This window comes from Brevibacterium permense (assembly GCF_013280495.1).
GTDB lineage: Bacteria > Actinomycetota > Actinomycetes > Actinomycetales > Brevibacteriaceae > Brevibacterium > Brevibacterium permense.
In genome coordinates, this window is record NZ_JABSSX010000016.1 from 28,899 (window position 1) to 50,134 (window position 21,236).

Annotated in this window: 17 protein-coding genes; 12 read left to right on the plus strand and 5 right to left on the minus strand. The window is 65.8% G+C overall.

What is annotated here, in order from left to right; all coding sequences use genetic code 11:
• Positions 1-36: 36 nt before the first annotated feature.
• Positions 37-1,350, minus strand: a complete 1,314-nt coding sequence (locus tag HK353_RS15270) for an ATP-binding protein (RefSeq protein WP_173157527.1) — start codon at positions 1,348-1,350, stop codon at positions 37-39.
• Positions 1,351-1,525: 175 nt separating this feature from the next.
• Between HK353_RS15270 and dapA the strand changes: the two genes are divergently transcribed.
• Both dapA and HK353_RS15280 read left to right on the plus strand, forming a co-directional pair.
• Positions 1,526-2,449: a 4-hydroxy-tetrahydrodipicolinate synthase gene (dapA, locus tag HK353_RS15275; protein ID WP_173157529.1), complete on the plus strand. Its 924-nt coding sequence runs from the start codon at positions 1,526-1,528 to the stop codon at positions 2,447-2,449.
• A gap of 34 nt (positions 2,450-2,483) precedes the next feature.
• Entirely contained in the window at positions 2,484-4,130 is a 1,647-nt protein-coding gene (locus HK353_RS15280) for a ribonuclease J (protein WP_173157566.1), read from the plus strand.
• Positions 4,131-4,406: 276 nt separating this feature from the next.
• Here the strand turns inward: HK353_RS15280 and HK353_RS15285 are convergent, their stop codons facing one another.
• Positions 4,407-6,404 carry an L-lactate permease gene (locus HK353_RS15285; RefSeq protein WP_342589958.1) on the minus strand — a complete coding sequence of 666 codons (1,998 nt, stop codon included), beginning with the start codon at positions 6,402-6,404 and terminating at the stop codon, positions 4,407-4,409.
• 184 nt (positions 6,405-6,588) lie between these two features.
• Between HK353_RS15285 and aceB the strand changes: the two genes are divergently transcribed.
• Positions 6,589-8,193: a malate synthase A gene (aceB, locus tag HK353_RS15290; RefSeq protein ID WP_173157531.1), complete on the plus strand. Its 1,605-nt coding sequence runs from the start codon at positions 6,589-6,591 to the stop codon at positions 8,191-8,193.
• 204 nt (positions 8,194-8,397) lie between these two features.
• Positions 8,398-9,552, plus strand: coding sequence for an FAD-binding oxidoreductase (locus HK353_RS15295; RefSeq protein ID WP_173157533.1), 1,155 nt, complete (start codon positions 8,398-8,400; stop codon positions 9,550-9,552).
• Between the two features lie 63 nt (positions 9,553-9,615).
• Here HK353_RS15295 and HK353_RS15300 read toward each other — a convergent pair whose 3' ends face one another.
• Both HK353_RS15300 and HK353_RS15305 read right to left on the minus strand, forming a co-directional pair.
• Positions 9,616-10,077 carry a universal stress protein gene (locus tag HK353_RS15300; RefSeq protein WP_173157535.1) on the minus strand — a complete coding sequence of 154 codons (462 nt, stop codon included), beginning with the start codon at positions 10,075-10,077 and terminating at the stop codon, positions 9,616-9,618.
• A gap of 13 nt (positions 10,078-10,090) precedes the next feature.
• The gene (locus tag HK353_RS15305) at positions 10,091-11,584 is read right to left on the minus strand and encodes an SLC13 family permease (RefSeq protein WP_173157537.1); all 1,494 of its coding nucleotides are present in this window, start codon (positions 11,582-11,584) and stop codon (positions 10,091-10,093) included.
• A gap of 143 nt (positions 11,585-11,727) precedes the next feature.
• Between HK353_RS15305 and HK353_RS17210 the strand changes: the two genes are divergently transcribed.
• From HK353_RS17210 to HK353_RS15315, 3 genes are read left to right on the plus strand one after another with little or no spacing between them, the layout of a single operon-like run.
• A complete protein-coding gene (locus tag HK353_RS17210) occupies positions 11,728-12,174 on the plus strand; it encodes a sensor histidine kinase (RefSeq protein WP_342589959.1) in 447 nt (148 codons plus the stop codon).
• The gene (locus tag HK353_RS15310) at positions 12,104-12,874 is read left to right on the plus strand and encodes a sensor histidine kinase (protein ID WP_245396069.1); all 771 of its coding nucleotides are present in this window, start codon (positions 12,104-12,106) and stop codon (positions 12,872-12,874) included. The genes HK353_RS17210 and HK353_RS15310 overlap by 71 nt, the downstream gene beginning before the upstream one ends.
• Positions 12,875-12,902: 28 nt before the next feature.
• Positions 12,903-13,559, plus strand: a complete 657-nt coding sequence (locus HK353_RS15315; protein ID WP_173157539.1) for a response regulator — start codon at positions 12,903-12,905, stop codon at positions 13,557-13,559.
• Between the two features lie 265 nt (positions 13,560-13,824).
• Here HK353_RS15315 and HK353_RS15320 read toward each other — a convergent pair whose 3' ends face one another.
• Complete coding sequence (locus tag HK353_RS15320) at positions 13,825-15,192, minus strand: MFS transporter (protein ID WP_173157541.1); 1,368 nt, start codon at positions 15,190-15,192, stop codon at positions 13,825-13,827.
• A gap of 150 nt (positions 15,193-15,342) precedes the next feature.
• On the opposite strand from HK353_RS15320, the gene HK353_RS15325 reads away from it, so the two are divergent.
• The 5 genes from HK353_RS15325 (at position 15,343) to HK353_RS15345 (ending at position 21,131) form a co-directional block, all read left to right on the plus strand.
• Positions 15,343-15,882, plus strand: coding sequence for an ArsR/SmtB family transcription factor (locus HK353_RS15325; protein ID WP_173157543.1), 540 nt, complete (start codon positions 15,343-15,345; stop codon positions 15,880-15,882).
• A complete protein-coding gene (locus tag HK353_RS15330; protein ID WP_173157545.1) occupies positions 15,872-16,636 on the plus strand; it encodes a class I SAM-dependent methyltransferase in 765 nt (254 codons plus the stop codon). Before HK353_RS15325 ends, HK353_RS15330 begins: the two co-directional genes overlap by 11 nt.
• 385 nt (positions 16,637-17,021) lie before the next feature.
• Positions 17,022-19,802: a DNA translocase FtsK 4TM domain-containing protein gene (locus tag HK353_RS15335; protein ID WP_173157547.1), complete on the plus strand. Its 2,781-nt coding sequence runs from the start codon at positions 17,022-17,024 to the stop codon at positions 19,800-19,802.
• Positions 19,803-19,927: 125 nt separating this feature from the next.
• Complete coding sequence (gene pgsA, locus HK353_RS15340) at positions 19,928-20,596, plus strand: CDP-diacylglycerol--glycerol-3-phosphate 3-phosphatidyltransferase (RefSeq protein ID WP_173157549.1); 669 nt, start codon at positions 19,928-19,930, stop codon at positions 20,594-20,596.
• Positions 20,589-21,131, plus strand: a complete 543-nt coding sequence (locus tag HK353_RS15345) for a CinA family protein (RefSeq protein ID WP_342589960.1) — start codon at positions 20,589-20,591, stop codon at positions 21,129-21,131. The genes pgsA and HK353_RS15345 overlap by 8 nt, the downstream gene beginning before the upstream one ends.
• Positions 21,132-21,236 lie beyond the last annotated feature (105 nt).

Consider the following 21,236-nt stretch of genomic DNA (forward strand, 5'->3'; position numbering starts at 1 on the left):
GGAACCGTGCCCGAGCGGCGGTTGAGCGCGCCCGCCTCACAACCGCGCGATCGTCTCCACGTCCTCGCCGAACTCGCGAGCCGTCTCCTCGGACACCGTCGCCCGCGTCGCCCGCAGCGCCTCGATGTAGTCATCGGTCGAAAGCACGTCGGTCCGCGAAGCCATGTCGACGTGCTGCTGTCGCAGCGACGACGCCAGAGCTTCCTGCGAAGCACGCCGGGCCGCATACTCGATATCGGCCGGGGTCAGACCGTCACTGGCATTGACGAGCACGTCGAGATCGACACCGGCGATAGTGTGCTCGGGAATGTAGCGCGACCAGATCGCTTCCCTGGCGGTGGCATCGGGCAGCCCAATCGGGATGACGTAGTCGAAGCGCCCATGCCGCAGGAACGCCGCATCGAGGGCGCGGACGAAGTTCGTCGCACAGATGAGCAGCCGGCCCTCCCGATCCCGGAACTCCGCGACCTGCTTGAGCAGCTCGTTCGTCACCCCCTGTGTCGGCGACGGCGGCTCACCTCCGCGCTTCGACGCGATCTCCTCGACCTCATCAATGAACACCACGGCATGCTCGAGCTCGTTGATCTGCTCGAACGTCGTCCGCAGACCCGCGGCGACACCGCCGGGCTCACCGGACAGACGCGACGGGAACACCTCGACGAACGGCCAGTCCAACCGCGACGCCACCGCCTTCGCGAACGTCGTCTTCCCAGTCCCCGGCGGACCGAAGAGCATCACCGCCCGAGGCGGCACGACCCCGAAATGATCGGCGAGATCTGGTTCGGCCAAGGGCACGACGAGGCGGTCCTCGAGCATGTCCTTCTCCTCCTGCATCCCGCTCACCCCATCCCAGAGGTGGCGGGGCAGAATCCGTCCCCCGACCGTTTTGAGTCGGTCGAGCTCACGACGTTGGACGGGCAAGTGCCGCTCGACGTACTTCAGCCCGGACCGGGCCTCGAAACCGTTGGCCACCAGACCATCGCAGGCCGACGTCCCCGCGGGAATGAGCATCGACAGCTTCCCCAAGCCCAGCGGCATGAGACGGCGTTCGAGCGCGTCGAGCAGCCCCGCCTCGGCGCGGGTGCCCTGCTCCGGATCCGCACGGACCGCCTCGAGGACATGGAAGAACACGAGAACCCCCTGCCCGTGGGCGGCGCGGCCGACGGCGGCACCGACGATCTCCTCATCACGGACGGCCACGACGGCCTGATTGCGCTGGCAGGCGGCCAGCACCTCGGAGAGCGGATAGAGCGGGGGAGCGGCCGCAGATTCCGGGACGGCGGCTTCGAAGAGACGGATGATTCCGTCTAGGTCATCATCGTGGAAATCGCGGATGCGGGTGCGGGTCATCGAAAACTCCTGAGTTTCGGTGGCAGCCAGGGCACAAGCGTAGACGATCAGACGGACACGGATGTGATCCGTCTCTCACTGTGACCGCATGAGCGCCGCCTCCGAGGCGAACGACACCCGCAACGCGGGTGGACCACTGCACTGATGAGACGACGTGGGCGGTATCCTTGGGTCTATGGCGATTCTCGGTGATCAGGCAGCAGCGACTGCCCTTGACGCGTTCGGTTCCGTCGGCACTGCAATGGTGACTCCATTCAAGCGCGACGGCAGCATCGACTATGCGTCCGTGGAGAAGGTGGCGAACCACCTCGTCGAGCTCGGCAACGACATGCTCGTCGTCTCCGGCACCACCGGCGAATCTCCCACGACGACCGACGACGAGAAGGTCGAACTCATCCGCGTCGTCCGCGGTGTCATCGGCAAGCGGGCGAAGATCGTCGCCGGCACCGGCAACAACGTCACCGCACACACCATCGACCTCTCCCGCCGCTCGGCCGACGCCGGAGCCGACGGGATCCTGCTCGTCACCCCGTACTATTCGAAGCCGACCCAACCGGCGATCGAAGCCCATATGCGCGCGGCCGCCGACTCCACCGACCTGCCGGTCATGCTCTATGACATTCCCGGCCGCGCCGGTGCCCCGATCATCACGGACACCCTGCTGCGACTCTCGGACCACCCGAACATCCTCGCGGTCAAAGACGCCAAGGGAGACCTCTTCGCCTCTTCGTTCGTGATGAACAACTCCTCGCTCGTGTACTACTCCGGCGAGGACGCGCTCAACCTGCCGCTGCTGTCCCTCGGCGCGCTCGGACTTGTGTCCGTGGCCGGACACGTCTGCTCAGACCGGTTCGCCGCCATGGTCTCCGCAGTGGCGAACAACGACCTGAGCACCGCACGCACCCTTTCCCGCGACACCGCGGACGTGGTGGATGCGCTCATGAACCACATGCCGGGAGTGATCTCGGCGAAGGCCGCTCTGCAGGCCCAAGGAATACTCGACAACCGCGACGTGCGTATGCCGCTGCTCCCAGCTGATGAGGAGCAGATGGCGTTCGTCGCCGCCCAATTGACCAGGAGTGGTTACCTCAGTGAATAATGCATTGACCCAAGAACTGTCCCTCCCGCCGAAGATGGACAAAGAAGCCGTCCGCATCGTCGCGCTCGGCGGACTCGGCGAAGTCGGCCGCAATATGACCGTCTTCGAATACCACGGCAAACTCCTCATCGTCGACTGCGGTGTGCTCTTCCCGGAAGAGGACCAGCCCGGCGTCGACCTCATCCTCCCCGACTTCTCCTACCTGGATGACCGCCTCGATGACATCATCGGCCTCGTCCTCACCCACGGCCACGAAGACCACATCGGCGCCGTTCCCTACCTGCTGCGTCGCAAGGGCGACATTCCGATTCTCGGCTCGCAGCTGACGATCGCGCTCATCGAAGCCAAGCTCAAAGAGCACCGGATCAAGCCCATCACCCGTGTGGTGAAGGAAGACGACGTCGACCAGCTCGGTCCCTTCGACCTCGAGTTCGTCGCCGTCAACCACTCGATCCCCGATGCCCTGGCCGTGTTCATCCGCACCGGTGCCGGAAACATCCTGCACACCGGTGACTTCAAGATGGACCAGCTGCCGCTTGACGGCCGAATCACCGACCTCCGCGCCTTCGCTCGCCTCGGCGAAGAGGGTGTGGACCTGTTCATGACGGACTCGACGAACGCCGAGGTTCCCGGCTTCACCGCGTTGGAGAAGGACATCGGGCCTGTGCTCGAGAATCTCTTCGGCACCGCGGAACGCCGCATCATCGTCGCCTCGTTCTCCTCGCACGTCCACCGTGTGCAGCAGGTGCTCAACGCCGCCACTGCTCACGGTCGCAAGGTGGCACTCGTCGGCCGCTCCATGGTGCGGAACATGAAGATCGCCGAAGACCTCGGCTACCTCAACGTGCCCCAGGGAACGCTCATCGACATCAAGAAGGTCGACGACTACCCCGAGGATCAGATCGTCCTCATGTGCACCGGCTCCCAGGGCGAGCCGATGGCCGCCCTGTCCCGGATGGCCAACCGCAACCACCGGGTCGACGTCGGCGACGGCGACACCGTCATCCTCGCCTCCTCGCTCATCCCCGGCAACGAGAACTCCGTGTTCAAGGTCATCAACGGCCTGATGAAGCTCGGCGCTCGTGTCATCTCGAAGGCCGACGCGAAGATCCACGTGTCCGGTCACGCCTCCGGCGGCGAGCTGCTCTACTGCTACAACATCGTCAAGCCCCGCGGCGTCATGCCCGTCCACGGCGAATGGCGCCACCTGCTGGCCAACGCCCGCCACGCCGAGGCGACCGGAGTCGACCCGAACAACATCGTCCTGGCCGATGACGGCTGGGTCGTCGACCTCAAGGACGGTCACGCCGAGGTCGTCGGCGCTGTCGACTGCAACTACGTCTTCGTCGACGGTTCGTCGGTCGGTGAGATCACCGAGGCGGACCTCAAGGATCGTCTCGTCCTGTCCGGTGAGGGCTTCGTGACGATCTTCATGGCCGTGAACTCGCAGACGAAGTCGCTCATCGCCGGTCCCGAGATCCACGCCCGCGGCGTGGCCGAGTCCGACGACGTCTTCGACTCGATCGTCCCGAAGGTGCAGAAGGCCGTCGAGGATGCTCTGCGGGACGGCACTACCGATCAGTACCAGCTCCAGCAGGTGGTGCGCCGCACCATCGGCCGCTGGGTGTCGTCGAAGCTGCGCCGTAAGCCGATGATCGTCCCCATGGTCGTCATCGTCTGAGACTCCGCCTTCGAGCGGCTCCGTCGTCGGTCTGCTGCACCGACGAAACTGCGAACGCCCGCAGATGCCTCCTCGCGAGGCTCTGCGGGCGTCGTCGCGTTCTGGGCGAATCGCCTTTTGATCGGCACATCGCGTTTGAACCCGATGCGTGGATCAAAAGGCGATGACTCCTGCGGCAGTCCGCTCCGGGCGGTGTCGCCTGGGCGGATCCGCCTCGAAATCCCGATGGAAATCGCGGAGGATCCACCCGCAGGAAGCAACTGCTGAGCGCAGCGCTCAGGCGCGGGCGGTGGGCTCCTGCTCGTCGTCGGGGTCCGAGCTGCGTATGTTGTCGGCAGCTGCGTCGACTGCCGCGCCGCCCGCGCCAGCTCCTGCCTCAAGGCCCGGCAGCGGTTTGCCCGGCGAGCGGCGGATCATCACTACGACGACGGCGAGCCCGATGATGATCGTGGTAAGGACGACGGTGCCCGCGTTGAAGCCCAGCCCGTTGAGTCCGATGAACGCCAGGGCACCGGCGGCCAGCGAATACACGAGCATCGGGATCGACGTGCGGCGGATGAGCTCGCCCTCCCGACCGATGAGTCCCACCGTCGCCGAGGCGGCCACGACGTTGTGCACGGCCACCATATTTCCAGCGGCGCCGCCGACCGCCTGAGCCGCGACCACGGTCTCAGGGCTGGCGGCACCGATCGCGGTGCCGGTGGAGAACTGGAACTGCGAGAACATGACGTTCGAGACGGTGTTCGACCCTGCCACGAAGGCACCCAGGGCACCGACGAACGGGGCGAACAACGGCCAGGAGTCACCCACGGAACTGGCGGCCGCCTCGGCGAGGGTGACCGGCATCGAATCCAGGCCGGCGCCGTTGTAGTCGGCGCCGGAGTTGATGAACACGCGCACCAGCGGCAGGGAACACAGCAGCGCAACGGCCGCGCCGGCGATCTGCGAACCGGCGATCTGCCACGAGCCTGCGATCTGCTTCTTCGCCATCCGGTGGATGAAGTACGTCAGCCCGCAGGCGAGGACGAAGATCGCGCCGGGCGACCACAGCAGATCCATGTTCTGGCTGATCGGGGTGCCGAAGATGTTGTCGATCTTGATCACGGCCGGACCGTTGAGGAACTCCTTGATCGCGGGCACATTGCGGGTGATGAGCAGCAGGGCGACGACGATGAGGTAGGGCGACCACGCCCGGGTCAGTGACATCTTCTTGGTCAGCTGCGCCTTCTCCTTGTTCGGGTCGACGGTGCCCATCCAGAATGCCGGCCACTTCTCACGCGGAGCGAAGTCCCAGGTCTTCTTGGGCATGAGGAATCCCATCCGCGAGGTCGTCACGACGATGGCCAGACCGATGAGCCCGCCGAGCAGCGACGGGAACTCGGGTCCGAGCACATTGGCCACGATGAGGTAGGGCACGATCATCGCCACGGCCGCATAGATCGCGAACGGGGCGATGGCCAGACCGTCGGCGAATCGCCGATTGGCGCCGAAGAACCCGGTCATCATGCACGAGAGCAGCAGCGGGATGAGAATGCCGCAGCAGGCGTGGATGAGCGCGACCTGGGTGGCGGTGTGAGCGACGAACTCGGCCTGGCCGAGGCCGAGCTGACCGGCGCGTTCGGCGACATCGGCCGACATCGAGCCGTCCTCCTGAGACAGTCCTGTGCCGATGCCCACGACCATCGGGGTGCCCACGGCACCGAAGCTCACCGGAGTCGACTGGATGATGAGACCGGCGAGGACCGCGGCGATCGCGGGGAAGCCGAGGGCCAACATGAGCGGAGCGACGACGGCGGCCGGAGTGCCGAAGCCGGCAGCACCCTCAATGAAGGAGCCGAAGAGCCAGGCGACGATGATGACCTGCACCCGCCGGTCCGGGGAGATCGCGATGAAGCCTGCGCGGATCGTTTCGATCGCTCCGGACCGGGTGATCGTGGCCAAGAGCAGAAGCGCACCGAAGACGATCCACAGCAGGCCGATCGCGACGAGGAGGCCCTGGACGACCGAGGCGCCGATCGTCACCCATTCGATCTTCCATGCGAAGTTCGCCACGAGTGCCGCGGCGACCAGGCCGATGGGCATGGCGTATTTGGCGGGCCAGCGGAATCCGATGAGAAGGATTCCGGCCAAGAGGATGGGGGAGAGGGCCAGAAGAGCTGCAACAGCGAGGTTGTCCACCGTGAGTCCGATCCGCGGCACCATTGCCGCCTCGGCGAGTCCATGAGAGATGTTCCCCCTATCCTCCCGGGCGCCTTTGGCGGAGTCAATGAACACACCGTCTCGAATGCAGGATATGGTTTGACGAGACGTACATCACCTCATATTCTTTCGTTGTGTGAACAAACATTTTCACAATGTGAAAGTTTCGCAGTCAAAACCCCGATGACCAGCGCACATATCGCATCACCAGATGCGGATAAGGACGCAGCACCGATGTGCTGACTAAGGAGAACGATCGATGACCGCTCATATCGAAAACCTGGACATCCCCGCCGGGATGGAGATCACCGGTGAGCTGCCGGACGGGGCTGAGAAGGTCCTCACGCCCAAGGCGCTTGAGCTCATCGTCGATCTGCACCGGAAGTTCAACGGCGGCCGCCTCGAGCGCCTCGAGGCTCGTAAGGAACGCCAGGCCGAGATCGCCGCAGGCAAGGACCTCGACTTCCTCCCCGAGACCGCTGAGATCCGCAACGATCCCTCCTGGCAGGTCGCACCCCCGGCACCCGGCCTCGAAGACCGCCGCGTCGAGGTCACCGGCCCGACCTACAAGAAGATGACGATCAACGCGCTCAACTCCGGCGCGAAGGTGTGGCTGGCCGACCAGGAAGACGCGAACACCCCGCAGTGGGACTCGGTCATCCAAGGCCAGATCAACCTGCTCGACTCGCTCAACCGCGAAATCGACTTCACCTCGCCCGAGGGCAAGGAATACAAGCTCGCCCCCGACGAGGAGCTGCCGACCATCGTCGTGCGCCCCCGCGGCTGGCACATGCCCGAGAAGCACATCCTCATCGACGGTGAGGAGACCTCCGGTTCGCTCGTCGACTTCGCGCTCTACTTCGCCACCGCTGGCCAGATCCAGATCGAGAAGGGCCGCGGCCCCTACTTCTACCTCCCCAAGATGGAGTCCCACCTCGAGGCTCGCCTGTGGAACCAGGTCTTCGAGCACGCCGAAGATGCCTTCGGCCTGTCCCGCGGCACCATTCGGGCCACCGTGCTCATCGAGACCTACCCCGCAGCCTTCGAGATGGAAGAGATCCTCTACGAACTGCGCGAGCACTCGGCCGGCCTCAATGCCGGACGCTGGGACTACATCTTCTCCGTCATCAAGTACTACCGCTCCCGCGGCTCCGAGTACCTGCTGCCGGACCGCTCGGACGTGACCATGACGGTGCCGTTCATGAACGCCTACACCGAACTGCTCGCACGCACCTGCCACAAGCGCGGCGCTCATGCCATCGGCGGAATGTCCGCCTTCGTCCCTTCGAAGGACGAAGCTGCGAACAAGGCCGCCTTCGACAAGGTCCGCGAGGACAAGTCGCGTGAAGCCGGCAAGGGCTTCGACGGCTCCTGGGTCGCTCACCCCGGAATGGTCTCCCTGTGCAAGGAGGTCTTCACGGAGACCCTCGGCGACAAGCCCAACCAGATCGACAACAAGCGCGAGGACGTCAACGTCACCGCCGCCGATCTCCTCGACGTGAAGTCGACCCCGGGCTCGATGACCGAGGCGGGCCTGCGCACCAACGTGTCCGTCGGCATCCAGTACCTGCGCGCCTGGCTCGAAGGCAACGGTGCGGTCGCCATCAACGGACTCATGGAGGACGCCGCGACCGCCGAGATCTCGCGCTCCCAGGTGTGGCAGTGGTGTGACGCCGGAATCACCCTGGACTCCGGTGAGAAGGTGACGAAGGAGCTCGTCGAGCGCATCGTCGCCGAGGAGGTCGCCAAGCTGCCCGGTGACGATGCAGGTTGGAGGGACGCCACCGATACGTTCACCTCGGTCGCTCTCGACCCCGAGTACGTCGACTTCCTCACTCTGCCGGCCTACGCCCGCATGCCGTGATCAGTCCGTCGTGATCTGCGAGTTGTGAGCGACTCCGGCCGAACCGCAGGCCCTGACCGGGGCATACGCAGGCGCGGTCGGTGACGACGCCGAACGCCTCCGAAATCTGTGCAATGCGCACCGATTTCGGGGGCGTTCTTCGCTAAGCTCGACATACACACGCACGCAGCGCAGCGCCCGAGACAGCAGGAACGGAAGATGCGGATGAGCCTGACCACAGACGAACTGCCCCGACTGGCCAGCCCCTCAAGCTTCGCCGAACTCTCCGAGCTCATGGCCCGCGCACATGCCGAGAACCGCACCGTCGCAGTGTTCGGCGGCGGCACCGCCTTCGACGATCATCCGCCCGCGTCCACTCCGGGACTCCTCATCGACCTCACCTCGATCGCCGAGGTGGCCGACCATGCCGACGACACCATCCGTGCCGGAGCCGGAACCCGGATCAGCGCCCTCAACAGGTTCGCAGCCCAATCCGGGCAGGAGATCCTCGCCGACCTACCGCTTGACCGCGTCGAGGCCGGCGCCACGCTCGGCGGAATGATCTCCACCGCGGCCACCGGACCCCGTTGTCTGCGCCGTCCTCGGCTGGCCGAGACGGTGCAGTCCGTGACGACCGTCGCCGCCGACGGGACCATCGCCCGCACCGCTTACGGACTCCACCCGGATCTGGACGGCCGCGATCTGCCCGGACTCGTCATCGGATCGTGGGGAACCCGAGCGATCATCGTCGAGGCCGAGATCCGTCTGGCCGAGCGAGCCGAAACGCAGAGATTCGTATGGATCCCCGGCCCCGAGGCTGCCGCCGACCTCCTCGTCGCCCGCCGAGTCCCGGACGCGGTCGTCATCGAACGACCACCCGGGTCACCGGCGGCGACAGTGGTTCTCATCGAGGGGGACACCGACGAGGTCGAGGCCGAAGTGGGCCACCTCGTGGATCGGATCCCCGGGGCAACCCCGTGCGGGGAGCCGGAATGGTGGGGGAGCAGAGCTCGCCTGGCCGCGACCATCGGGGTGTCCGTGGCACCGAGTTTCATTCCGACCCTCATCGATGCCGTCGACCGGCTGGAAACGACGATCGGCTATCCGCTGCAGCTGCGCGGCAGCGCGACAGGGTCCTTCGAACTGGGCGTCGGCGTCCCGGATTCCGAACCCGGAGTGGCCACGCGCGTGGTCCTCGAACATCTGCGCAGCTTCGGACTGCACTTCATCGCCGCCCGGCTCATCCGTGCGCCCGCTCCGGTCTGGGGTGAGGTCGACGCGTGGGGCCCGCAGCCGGGACGGTCGCGTCGGCGCGAGATCAAGGCTCTGGTCGATCCGCGAGGAATCCTGGCTCCGGGCCGCGGGATCGCCGGAATCTAGCGTCGGACGACCGGCTCGTGCGGCTGGATCGTGCGACCAGCTCGTGTGACTGGCTCCGAACTTCTACTTGACCAACAGCACCGGGCACTCGGCCTCGAGGATGACCTGCTGTGCACTCGACCCGAGCAGCAGCTTTACCACGGGCGAGCGTCGCTTGGTGCTCATGACGATCAACGCGGCATCGTGCTCCTCGGCGAGACCGAGGATCTGCTCGGCTGGATCGGGACCGGAGCGGTGGACGGCATACTCCACCCCTGCCTCGGCGAGGGCGGCACCCAACTTGGTGCATTCGGACAGGGACGACGTCGACGGGGCCGTCGTCGTATCCGTGCCGAACACGACCGCCTGCACCGAAGCGTGCTCACGGCGGGCCGCGGCGATCGCCTGCTCGAGTACCTCGTCCGAGGCATCAGGACGCAGCGCCAGGACCACGGTCGCCGAGGCCGAATCGATGCCCGGTGAGGCGGTGACCTGCAGGGACGGGGCGGGGAAGCGGGGGTGTGAGGTCGAATAGAGATCAGTCATCGCAGTCCTCCGTTCAGCCGATTCCGATGACGCCGACGGCGACACCAACGGCGAGCATGACGAGGGCGACGATGAGCGCGCGCCACAGCACCTTCTTGTGGTGATCGCCGAGCTCGACGCCGGACAGGGACACGAGCAGCAGGATAGCGGGCACGAGCGGCGACTGCATGTGCACGGGCTGGCCGGTGATCGAGGCGCGGGCCATATCTGCCGCGGAGATGCCGAAGTGGGAGGCGGTCTCGGCGAGGACGGGCAGGATGCCGAAGTAGAAGGCGTCGTTGCTCATGAAGAACGTCATCGGAATCGACAGCAGACCGGTGATGACGGCCATGTAGGGTCCCATCGAGTTCGGGATGACCGCGACGAGCCATTCGGCCATCGCATCGACCATTCCGGTGCCGGACATGATGCCGGTGAGCACACCCGCGGCCATGACCATGGCCACGACGGAGATGATCGCGGTCGCGTGGGAGGCGATCTCCTCCTGCTGGTCCTTCATCTTCGGGAAGTTGACCATGAGCGCGATGACGGTGCCGATCATGAACAGGTACGGCAGCGGCAGGATGTCGATGATGAGCAGGACCATCACGGCCACGGTCAGGGCCAGGTTGAACCAGAACAGCTTCGGACGCAGGGTTGCGCGGTTGGGATCGAGCGCGGTGTTCGACAGGCCCGAACCAGTTCCGGCGGATCCGTCTGTGTCGTTCGCGGAGGCGGGGGTCGCCTCGGCGGTGGTGCCGTCATTCGCCGAGGCGGCCGACCCGGATCCGCGTCCGTGCCCACCCGTGGTGGTGCCCGCGGATGAGCCCGCGGTCGTGCTGGCTCCGGCAACGGCGCCGACGAGGTCCCTGCGACGATTCGAACCGCGGTCCTCGACCCAGGCGACGCCGTTCTTGGCCAGGCGGCGGCGTTCGGAGATGCCGAGCACATAGGCGAAGATGAGGCACACGAGCAGGGCGGCCACCAGGGAAGGAACCATGGGGACGAAGATTTCGTTCGCGTCGATCTGCAGCGCCGAGGAGGCCCGGGCAGTCGGGCCGCCCCACGGAACGATGTTGAGGGTGCCGTTGATGAGACCGGCGACGCAGGTGAGCACCACGGGCGACATCTCGAGGCGCTGGTAGATCGGCAGCATGGCCGCGGTGACGACGATGAACGTTGTCGATCCGTCACCGTCGAGGGACACGGCGCCGGTGAGCAGCGCGGTGCCGAGGACGACCTTGACGGGGTCGTTGCCGGCGACCTTGAGGATGAACTCGACGAGCTTGTCGAAGAGGCCGACGTCGATCATGATGCCGAAGTAGATGATGGCGAAGAGCAGCAGCGCTGCCGTCGACGACATCGAGGCGATCGCGTCCATGACCATGTCCCCGATGCCCATTCCTGCTCCGGCGAAGAGGCCGAAGATCGTGGGCACGAGGATGAGCGCGAGGATCGGCGAGAGTCGTTTGGTCATGATCAGCGTCATGAAGACGAGGATCATGGCAAAACCGAGAATGACAAGCACGGGCTTCTCCTTCGAAGGCGAATGTGAGGCTCGAAACACCGTAGGGCCCACATCACGGGCCGCGCGCGCTTGTGTGCACTGATGGCGTTTAGATCGTTGCGCGCCTTTTGCGCATTACGCTCAAACGCGGCTACGCTGAGCGCGTGCCCCGGCCCCATCGTTCGTTCTCCCGGCGTGTGCTGATCTCTCAGCTCGCGCTCGTCATCGTGATCCTCGCCCTGGTCACCGGAGTGTTCGCGTGGATGGGGGCGCGCACCGTCACCGAGGTGACCGAGACGAAGGCGCTGGCCACTGCCCGCACGCTGGCGATCGATCCGAACGTCCGCGCCGCCGCCACCCAGGCTTCGGCCGAGCATGCCGAAAAGCCCGATGAGCGGCTCGTGACCTCGATGCTGGGGATCACCAATGATCTGCGCGACCGTTCCGGCATCAGCTTCGCCGTCATCACCGACGATCGCGGCATCCGACTCACCCACCCCGACCGGTCGAAGATCGGACACAAGGTCTCGACCTCGCCGGATGAGGCGCTGGCCGGACGCGAGAACGTCTCCCACGAATCCGGGACCCTGGGCGAGACGCGCCACCGATGAGGCCCATACCTACCTGTCCTCCCTCCTGGGCACCGGTCCGATCACGACCCCCGTCGAGGACATCGACCTCGTGTCCGACCCGTATCTGCGCGCCGTTCTGGAAGCGAAGGGCACGACCGCCGCCGAGGCGGGAGTGGCCCTGGCCGTCACCCCCGATTCCCTGGCCGTGGGTGCGGTCCGCGACCCGGAAGCGGTCACGCTCATCCTCGGCAACCTCATCGACAATGCCGTCCGTGCGGCCGTCGCAGGCCGGCGGTACGCCGAGGACGGGGGCCGGGTCGAAGTGCAGGTGCTCAGCTCCGGGACGGAGCTCCACGCGGTCGTCACGGACACCGGCGACGGGATCGACGACGAGGTGGCGGGGAAGATCTTCGACGAGGGATTCTCGACCTCGACAGCCGCCTCGGCGCCGGATTTCGGGATCGGACTCACCTCGGGAACCGGCACCGGGGACGGTCACGGACTCGGCATCGGACTCGCGCTCAGCCGTCGGGTCGCGGAGAAGGGCGGGGGAGCGGTGTGGCTCATCGACGGCCACGACCCGGACCTCGGCGGGGCGAGCTTCGGCATGCGCCTGCCTGATGCCCTCGACGACCCTGCCGACCTGGGCGACGCGGGCGAATACGGCGACGTGGGCGACGTGGGCGAAGACGGCGATTTTAGCGATGGCGGCAGCACAGCTTCTGGCCTGCGGAGATGATGATTTCCAGCGAAACTGAGGAGAGATGATGGTCAACGTTCTCGTGCTCGATGACGACTTCTTCGTCGGGCAGATTCATGCCCGGTACGTCGACGAGGTGCCCGGCTTCACGGCACTCGAACCCGTCCGCGACCTGAAGACGGCCCGCGAGGTCATCGCCGCGAACGAGGTCGACCTGCTTCTCGTCGACTACGTGCTGCCCGAGGGCACCGGGGTCGACCTCATCCGCGAGACCGATATCGAGGCGATTGTGCTCTCGGCGGTCACGGATCCGCAGGTGGTCCGCTCGGCGCTGCGCGCGGGGGCGATGACGTACATCGTCAAGCCCTTCGCCGCCGAGGTGCTGCAGAACTTCCTGCGCCGCTACGCTCGATTCCTCCGCTATTGGGAGCGGGATAAGGTCGGGCAGACCGACCTCGAGCGGCAGCTGCGCAACCTCCACGATGCCGCGGCCGTCGGCGGGACCGGAGCGAGCCCGGCGGGATCGTCGACGACGACCCGGATTCTCACAGCACTTGAGGAGGCGAGCGGCCCGATGACGGCCCTCGAAGTCGCCGAGGCGGTTGGTGCCTCCCGTGCGACCGCGCAGCGGCATCTGGCGAAGCTCGCCGAAGCCCGCACGATCACGGTGTCTCTGCAGTACGGGTCGACCGGACGGCCGGAGCATCTCTACGCCACCCGCTGAGGCGGGGCGGGCTCGTCCCGGTCACTCTCGATCTCTTTCGATCGACGACTTCGCCGCTGCCTGGCCGCACTGTTTCTGCCACGAACGGCACGTTAAGTGTGCGCAGATTGCCAAAAAGGCGACGAAAGCGGGCAATCTGAGCACACTTATCTCGTGGACGGCCGCTAATTCGTTTTTAGTGGCGAAAAGTCTGGATTCTTCGGAGAAATCTGACTTATCGCCACACTCCACTGCGTGTCGCGCGGGGTCGCGTCGGCAGGAGACCTCAACCGCGACCTTCGGCCTCCGCCGACGGTGAGATCGGGTCGGTCGCCTCGGCGAGCAGATCAAGTTCGCGGGGGAGTACGCGCATCCCCAGCAGGCGGGAGGCGAGCACTGGCAGTGAGCCGAGCAGCGCGCAGGCTGCCAGGATCCACATCGTCCTCGTCACCCCGAGCCGGTCGCCGAGGATGCCCGCGAGGAAGGCGCCCAACGGCATCGGTCCCCATACGAGGAAGCGGATGGAGGCGTTCATCCGGCCCAGCAGCGGCTTCGGGCACAGCCGCTGGCGGAAGCTCACCTGCGCAATGTTGTAGACGACGACCGCCCAGGTGACAAAGAACCAGCTGATCAGCAGGGTCGGCAGCGCCGGCAGAACGGAGGCGAGCGGAACACCGAGGAAGCAGAGGCCGCTGATGGGCGCGGATACGGCGATGCTCGTTCCTTCGCCGAGGATCTTCTGCACCCATGCCGCCGTGAGTGCGCCGAGGATGCCGCCGGCCGAGGCGACGGACATGATGATTCCGAGTTCGACCTGGTGAAGACCGAGTGTGGTGAGGGCGTACAGCACGAGGAGCGCGAAGATGCCCGACGACGCGAAGTTCGTCAGACCTGTGCAGGCAGTGATCCGGCGCAGCAGCGGGTGACCGAGGACGAAGCCGAGTCCCTCGCGGATCTCAGCGACGAATCCGGCCCGTCCCTCGGCCGCTCGTGGGGTTTCGCGGTGTTTGATGAGTCCGACGAGGATGCTCGAGAGTCCCATGCAGATGCTGGTCAGCCCGACGGTCAGCGGGGCACCGATCGCGGTGACCAACCCGGAGGCCAGAGTGGGGCCGGCGACTCCGGCAGTCTGCTGGCTGGCTTGGAGCTTGCCGTTGCCGTCGGAGATTGATTCCCCGTCGACGAGTTCGGGCAGGTAGGACTGGTTGGCTATGTCGAAGAAGACGCTGACGATTCCGACCCCGGCTGCGACCAGGTAGAGCTGGATCATGCTCACGGCGTCGAAGGCCCAGGTCAGCGGGATGGTCAGGAGGATGGCGGCGCGGATAGTGTCGCCGTAGACGATGACGAGTCTCTTCGGCAGACGGTCGACCCCGGCCCCGGCGGGCAGGCTGATGAGCAGGAACGCCGCAGATTCCAGGGTGGCGAGCACTCCCATCTCGAAGGCGTCGGCGTGGAGGAGCTGCACGGCGATGAGGGGAAGGGCGAAGAGGACGAGCTCGGAGCCGAACACGGAGACCGTGTCGCCTGCCCATAACTTCATGAAGTCGCGGTGTCTCCACAGGGAGACGTGTTTCGGCCGCTGCGATGAGGCGGGACCGTGCTGCGGTTGCGGTTGCGGTTCGCTCGACGGCGGTTGGTCGGCTGCTGCCATGGCTCTTCCTCGAGACGGCGGGCGGAGGATCGGTGATTGAGAGTCAGTGATTGAGGGTTGTCAATCAGTAATGCTCCACGAGCGATTGGGGAAAGTCAATCACTTCAGGGGATTGATTGACTTCTCCCGATCACTCGCTAGCGTTGAGGCATGAACGATGACACACCTGCTGCGGCCGCCCTCGCCCGAGCCGTGGAGCGCAGGGACGCCACCGATGCAGAGGCCAAGGCGCTGGCGTCGAGCATTCGGATTCGGATCCTGCGGCTGTGTCTGGATGAGGCAATGAGCAATCGGGAGATCGCCGAGGCGACCGGCCTCAATCCCGCGACCTCGCTCCATCATGTGCGGATGCTCGCCGACACCGGATTCCTCGAACCTCAGGAGGCGCGGCGCGGCAAACGCGGGTCCAGGGAGATCCCGTACCTCGCCACGGGCAAGAGCTGGTTCCTCAACACCGGCGATATGACGACCGAGATGCTCGAGGCCTTCACTGCCGAGTTCACCGCCGCACCGTATGAGGAGCGGACGATGGGTCGGATGGCCGCGATGCTCACCGAGGATGAGGTCGCGGAATTCCGTACTCGCATCGATGAGCTGTTCGAAGAGTTCCGCAGTCGGCGCAACAAGGACGGCGCCACCCAGTGGGGTCTGTTCATCGCCATGCACCCGAGCGATCCGCATGACCGCTGACAGCGCCCGGAATCTCGCTGATGACGCCGGGGACAGCTATGTCGACGCGCGCTGTGCGGCCGTCTATGACATCTTCGAAGGACCCGAACGGGACGACCTCGACGTCTACGCGGCGATGGTCGATGAGTTCGGAGCCGCCTCGGTGGTGGATGTGGGATGCGGAACGGGAGCGTTCGCCACGATGCTCGCCGGTCGGGGAGTGGAGGTCGTGGGCGTCGATCCCTCGGCGCTTGCTTTGGACGTGGCGCAGTCGAAACCCCACGCTGACCGGGTGGCTTGGGTCCACGGGGTCGCCGCCGACCTGCCGCCGCTGCAGTCGGACATGGCTTTCATGACGGCAAATGTGGCGCAGGCGATTCTCGGAGATGAAGCCTGGGCGGAGACGCTGACGGCGATCCGCCGGAGACTGTCGCCGGGCGGACTTCTCGTCTTCGAATCACGCGACCCTGAGAGGCAGGCGTGGCGGGAATGGACGAAGGCGAACACCTATTCTGCGGCCGAGGTCGACGGTGAGGGAACAGTCGAGTCGTGGGTGGAATTCGAAGCCGCGCACGGCGCGTTCGTCGATTTCTTCGGAATGCTGGTCTTCGAGCGGGACGGCCGCCGCGTCGAACAGCGGAGCCGTCTGCAGTTTCGTGACCGCGATGAGCTGACGAAGTCCCTGGACGACTCCGGTTTCATCGTCGATGAGATCCGCGATGCCCCGGACAGACCGGGCCGCGAGTACGTCTTCATCGCTCGGGTTCCCCTATAGACAGAGCATCGACCTGGATCAGCCGCTCTGATTCTGCCGTGAACGGCAAGTTAAGTGTGCGCAGATTGCCGAAAAGGCGACGAAAGCGGGCAATCTGAGCACATTTATCTCGCTTACGGCTGCAAAATCGCATGTTCCGGGCTAGCGCAGCCGCAGTGACACGCGGGGCCGAACATCGCCCCTGGTGGCGCGCCGAAACCTGCGGATTTGCTGGGCAGGAGCGCAATATCGTCCTAAGATGAGAGACATGGCGACCAGAACGACTTCCCCCGCTTCTGGTTCCGGGAAACGCACAGCGCGCAAAAACGCTGGTCGGTCCGGTCAAGCGGGGACCGAAGAACCCGGGACAAACGTTGTCACCGGTGCATGGAGGGGAGTGGCCCACATGGCCGGAAACCGTGCGCGTAAGACTCTCAGCGACGAACCGACCGATCAATCACCGACGAAGCGGGACGGCACAGCCTTCTTCCTCATCGGACTCTCGATCATCATCGCCGCCTTCGAATGGTGGAACATCCCCGGCGCGATCAGCGACGGCGTCCGTGGAATCGTCGAAGGCACCTTCGGCCGAGTGGCACTCGCCCTGCCGGTGGTCTTCACCTGCTACGCGATTCGCCTGTTCCTGCGCGGCGACGACAACCGCGGCAACAACCGCATCCTCATCGGGATGATCTTCGGTCTGCTCGCCGCCTCGGGCCTGGCGCATATCGCCGCCGGCAACCCGACCTTCACGAACTCTCGCGAAGCCATGGCCAACGGGGGAGGCGCGCTCGGATTCGTCGTGTCCTCACCGCTGGTGATTGCGACCACCGCGTACGTGGCGGTGCCGCTGCTCGTCCTCCTCGGGCTCTTCTCCCTGCTCGTGGTCACCGCGACCCCGGTGCGCGCGATTCCCCGTCGCCTCACCGACCTGTACTACCGCCTCACCGGCGGTGCCCGACCCGAAACCGACGTCGAGGCGGCCGAGACCAAACAGTCCGACCTCGTTGCCGAGAACGGCCGCACCTCCGACCTCAAACCCGTGATGGGCGCCAAGCGCCGCAGTCGGAAGAAGAAGACCGAGATCCCCGATCCCGACGCTGAATCCGCCGACGACGACACCGCCACGAAGGCCTACGACAAGGCCTACATCCACGAAGATGACGTCAGCGACGAGGACGCCGACACCACGCGCATCGAAACCAGCCCGGAGCCCAAGCTCAAGCCCGGCCAGCGCCGACCCACCAAGGCCGAACGCGAGATGGCCGAGCTGAAGAAGACCATCGGGATGGACGACGACGCCGCGAACCAGGCGAAGAAGTCCGAGCCCGCTGCCGCCCCGGCGCCGGTCCCGACCACGAACGCACCTGCACCTCCACCCACGGAGCAGCTGCCCGAACGCGTCGAACAGCTCACCCTCGCCGGCGACGTCACCTACACCCTGCCCGCCTCCGACAACCTCCAGCCCGGACCTCCAGCGAAGGAACGCTCCGAGGCCAACGACCGTGTCGTCGAAGCCCTGCGCGATGTGCTCGAGCAGTTCAAGATCGACGCCGAGGTCACCGGGTTCTCCCGCGGACCGACGGTCACCCGCTACGAGGTGGAGCTCGGCGCCGGTACGAAGGTCGAGAAGGTCACGGCGCTGTCGAAGAACATCGCCTACGCCGTGGCCAGCGCCGACGTGCGCATCCTCTCGCCGATCCCCGGCAAGAAGGCCATCGGCATCGAGATCCCGAACACCGACCGTGAGAACGTGGCCCTCGGTGATGTGCTGCGCTCGAAGGCCGCCCGCAAGACCGACCACCCCATGGTCATGGGAGTGGGCAAGGACGTCGAAGGCGGATTCGTCGTCGCCGACCTTTCGAAGATGCCCCACCTCCTCGTCGCCGGTGCCACCGGTGCAGGCAAGTCGAGCTTCGTGAACTCCATGATCACCTCGATCATGATGCGCGCGACCCCCGACGAAGTCCGCATGATCCTCGTCGACCCCAAGCGCGTCGAGCTGACGATCTACGAAGGCATCCCGCACCTGATCACCCCGATCATCACGAACCCGAAGAAGGCCGCCGAGGCGCTCGAATGGGTCGTGCGCGAAATGGACGCCCGCTACGACGACCTCGCGAACTACGGGTTCAAGCACGTCAAGGAGTTCAACAAGGCCGTCCGCGAGGGTCGCATCCAGGCGCCCGCCGGATCCGAACGCGTCCTCCAGCCCTACCCGTACCTGCTGGTCGTCGTGGACGAGCTCGCCGACCTCATGATGGTCGCCCCACGCGACGTCGAAGCCTCGATCCAGCGCATCACACAGCTGGCCCGTGCCGCCGGCATCCATCTGGTGCTCGCCACCCAGCGACCCAGCGTCGACGTCGTCACCGGCCTCATCAAGGCCAACGTGCCCTCCCGTCTGGCATTCGCGACCTCGTCGCTGGCCGACTCCCGAGTCGTGCTCGACCAGCCCGGCGCGGAGAAGCTCATCGGTCAGGGTGACGCCCTGTTCCTGCCGATGGGCGCGGCCAAGCCGATGCGTGTCCAGGGCGCCTGGGTCAACGAATCCGAGATCGAGAAGGTCGTCGAGCACGTCAAGGGTCAGCTCACCCCGAACTACCGCGAAGACGTGGCCGTCGAAGCGCCGAAGAAGCAGATCGACGAGGACATCGGCGACGACCTCGAACTGCTGCTCCAGGCGATCGAGCAGGTCGTCACCACGCAGTTCGGCTCGACCTCGATGCTGCAGCGCAAGCTCCGCGTCGGTTTCGCCAAGGCCGGTCGCCTCATGGATCTCATGGAGTCCCGCGGAATCGTCGGACCCTCCGAGGGATCGAAGGCCCGCGACGTGCTCGTGCGCCCCGATGATCTGCCGGGCACCCTGGCCATCATCAAGGGCGAGACCCCGCCCGAGGATTCCGGCGGCGCCTCTGCCGACGTGCCGACCGACGGAGGCCACGGCCAGTCCCGACAGGCCGGCACCGGGCACGCCTCGGCAGCCGGGGACTATGACGAGGAGTTCGACGACGACTACGGCGAGACCTCCCGAGCTTCGGCTTCGTACAGCACGGCATCGTCCGACCGCTACGCGAACGGCGTCGGCCATGCCGGCGACCTCACCGTCGGCGACGTCGACCCCGAGACCGGGCTCGAGGTCGTCGAGGCCAGCGGAGAGGACGCCTGGCAGCTCACCGGCCGCTGATCTGATCCGAACCACACCCCTCGCCGAGGCGGCGCACCGTTGAAACGGGGCGCCGCCTCGGCGATTGTGGTTGAGATGTCCGTGGTTGGAATGATCTGCTCAGCTCACTCCGATAGGCTGGATGCGTGAACGATCGAGTCGAGGCCGGAGCCTCTCAGCAGCCCTCTGCAGAACCGAGTCCGTGGAATGTCCCGAACGCACTCACGGTGCTGCGCATCCTCATGGTGCCTCTGTTCCTCGTGCTTCTGCTGGCAGACGGCGGCAACGATGTGACCCTGCGCTGGTGGGCGCTCATCGTGTTCCTGCTGGCCATGTTCACCGACTTCGTCGACGGCTACCTGGCCAGACGGAACAACCTCATTACGAACTTCGGCAAGATCGCCGATCCCATCGCGGACAAGTCGCTCATGGCCGCCGCCCTCATCGGTCTGGCGATCATCGTCGAACTGCCCTGGTGGGTGCCCGTGATCATCCTCGTCCGCGAATTAGGCATCACGCTGCTGCGGTTCTTCATGATCCGCATCGCAGTCATGCCCGCCTCACGAGGCGGCAAGATCAAGACCGTGCTGCAGACCGCTGCGATCGGACTGTTCCTGTTGGTCTTCCCGCTCTCGGACGTAGTGCCCTCTGCCGTCTACGTCATCCTGCTCGTCTTCGCCTGGATCATCATGACCGCGGCCATCGTCGTCACCATCGTCACCGGCGTCGACTACTGCGTGCAGGCAGCGAAGCTGTACAAGGATGCGAAGAGCGGTGGGAGTACAGAGACCGGCGGGGACGCGCAGCGTGGCTGAGTCCGAGCTGATGGAGACCGCGCGTCGCATCATCTCCACCTGTGCTCAGCTGGGGATCTCGCTGTCATCGGCGGAATCGCTGACCGGGGGACGCTTCGTCGCTTCGCTCGTCGATGTGCCGGGGGCCTCCGCCGTGGTGCGCGGCGGGCTGGTCACCTACGCCACCGACCTCAAAGCGAGCCTGGCCGGAGTGAACGCCGACCACCTCGAGGAGACCGGACCGATCGACCCGGTCGTCGCCGCGCAGATGGCCGTCGGCACGGCCGTGCAGTGCGTTGCCGACATCGGGATCTCCTGCACCGGCGTGGCCGGTCCCGATCCGCAGGACGACAAGCCGGTCGGACTCGTCTACACGGCGATCGCCTTCGGCGGGAAGGCGAAGGTCTTCGAACACGAGTTCACCGGCGACCGCGATTCCATCCGCAGCCAGACGGTGCAGGCGATGGTCGTCAACCTCGACGAATTCGTCGGCGAACTCGCCTTCGGGCCCGAGGCAGGGCAGGCGTCGAATGCTGGCGGAGACGCCGCGGAATAAGTTCGTCTGCTGTGCGGTTGACCGGGTGATGACCATCGGACGAAAATTCTCCAAAGTCTTCGAATGGACTGGCAATACCATCCGCTCGGGGCACCAGGTTGGTGC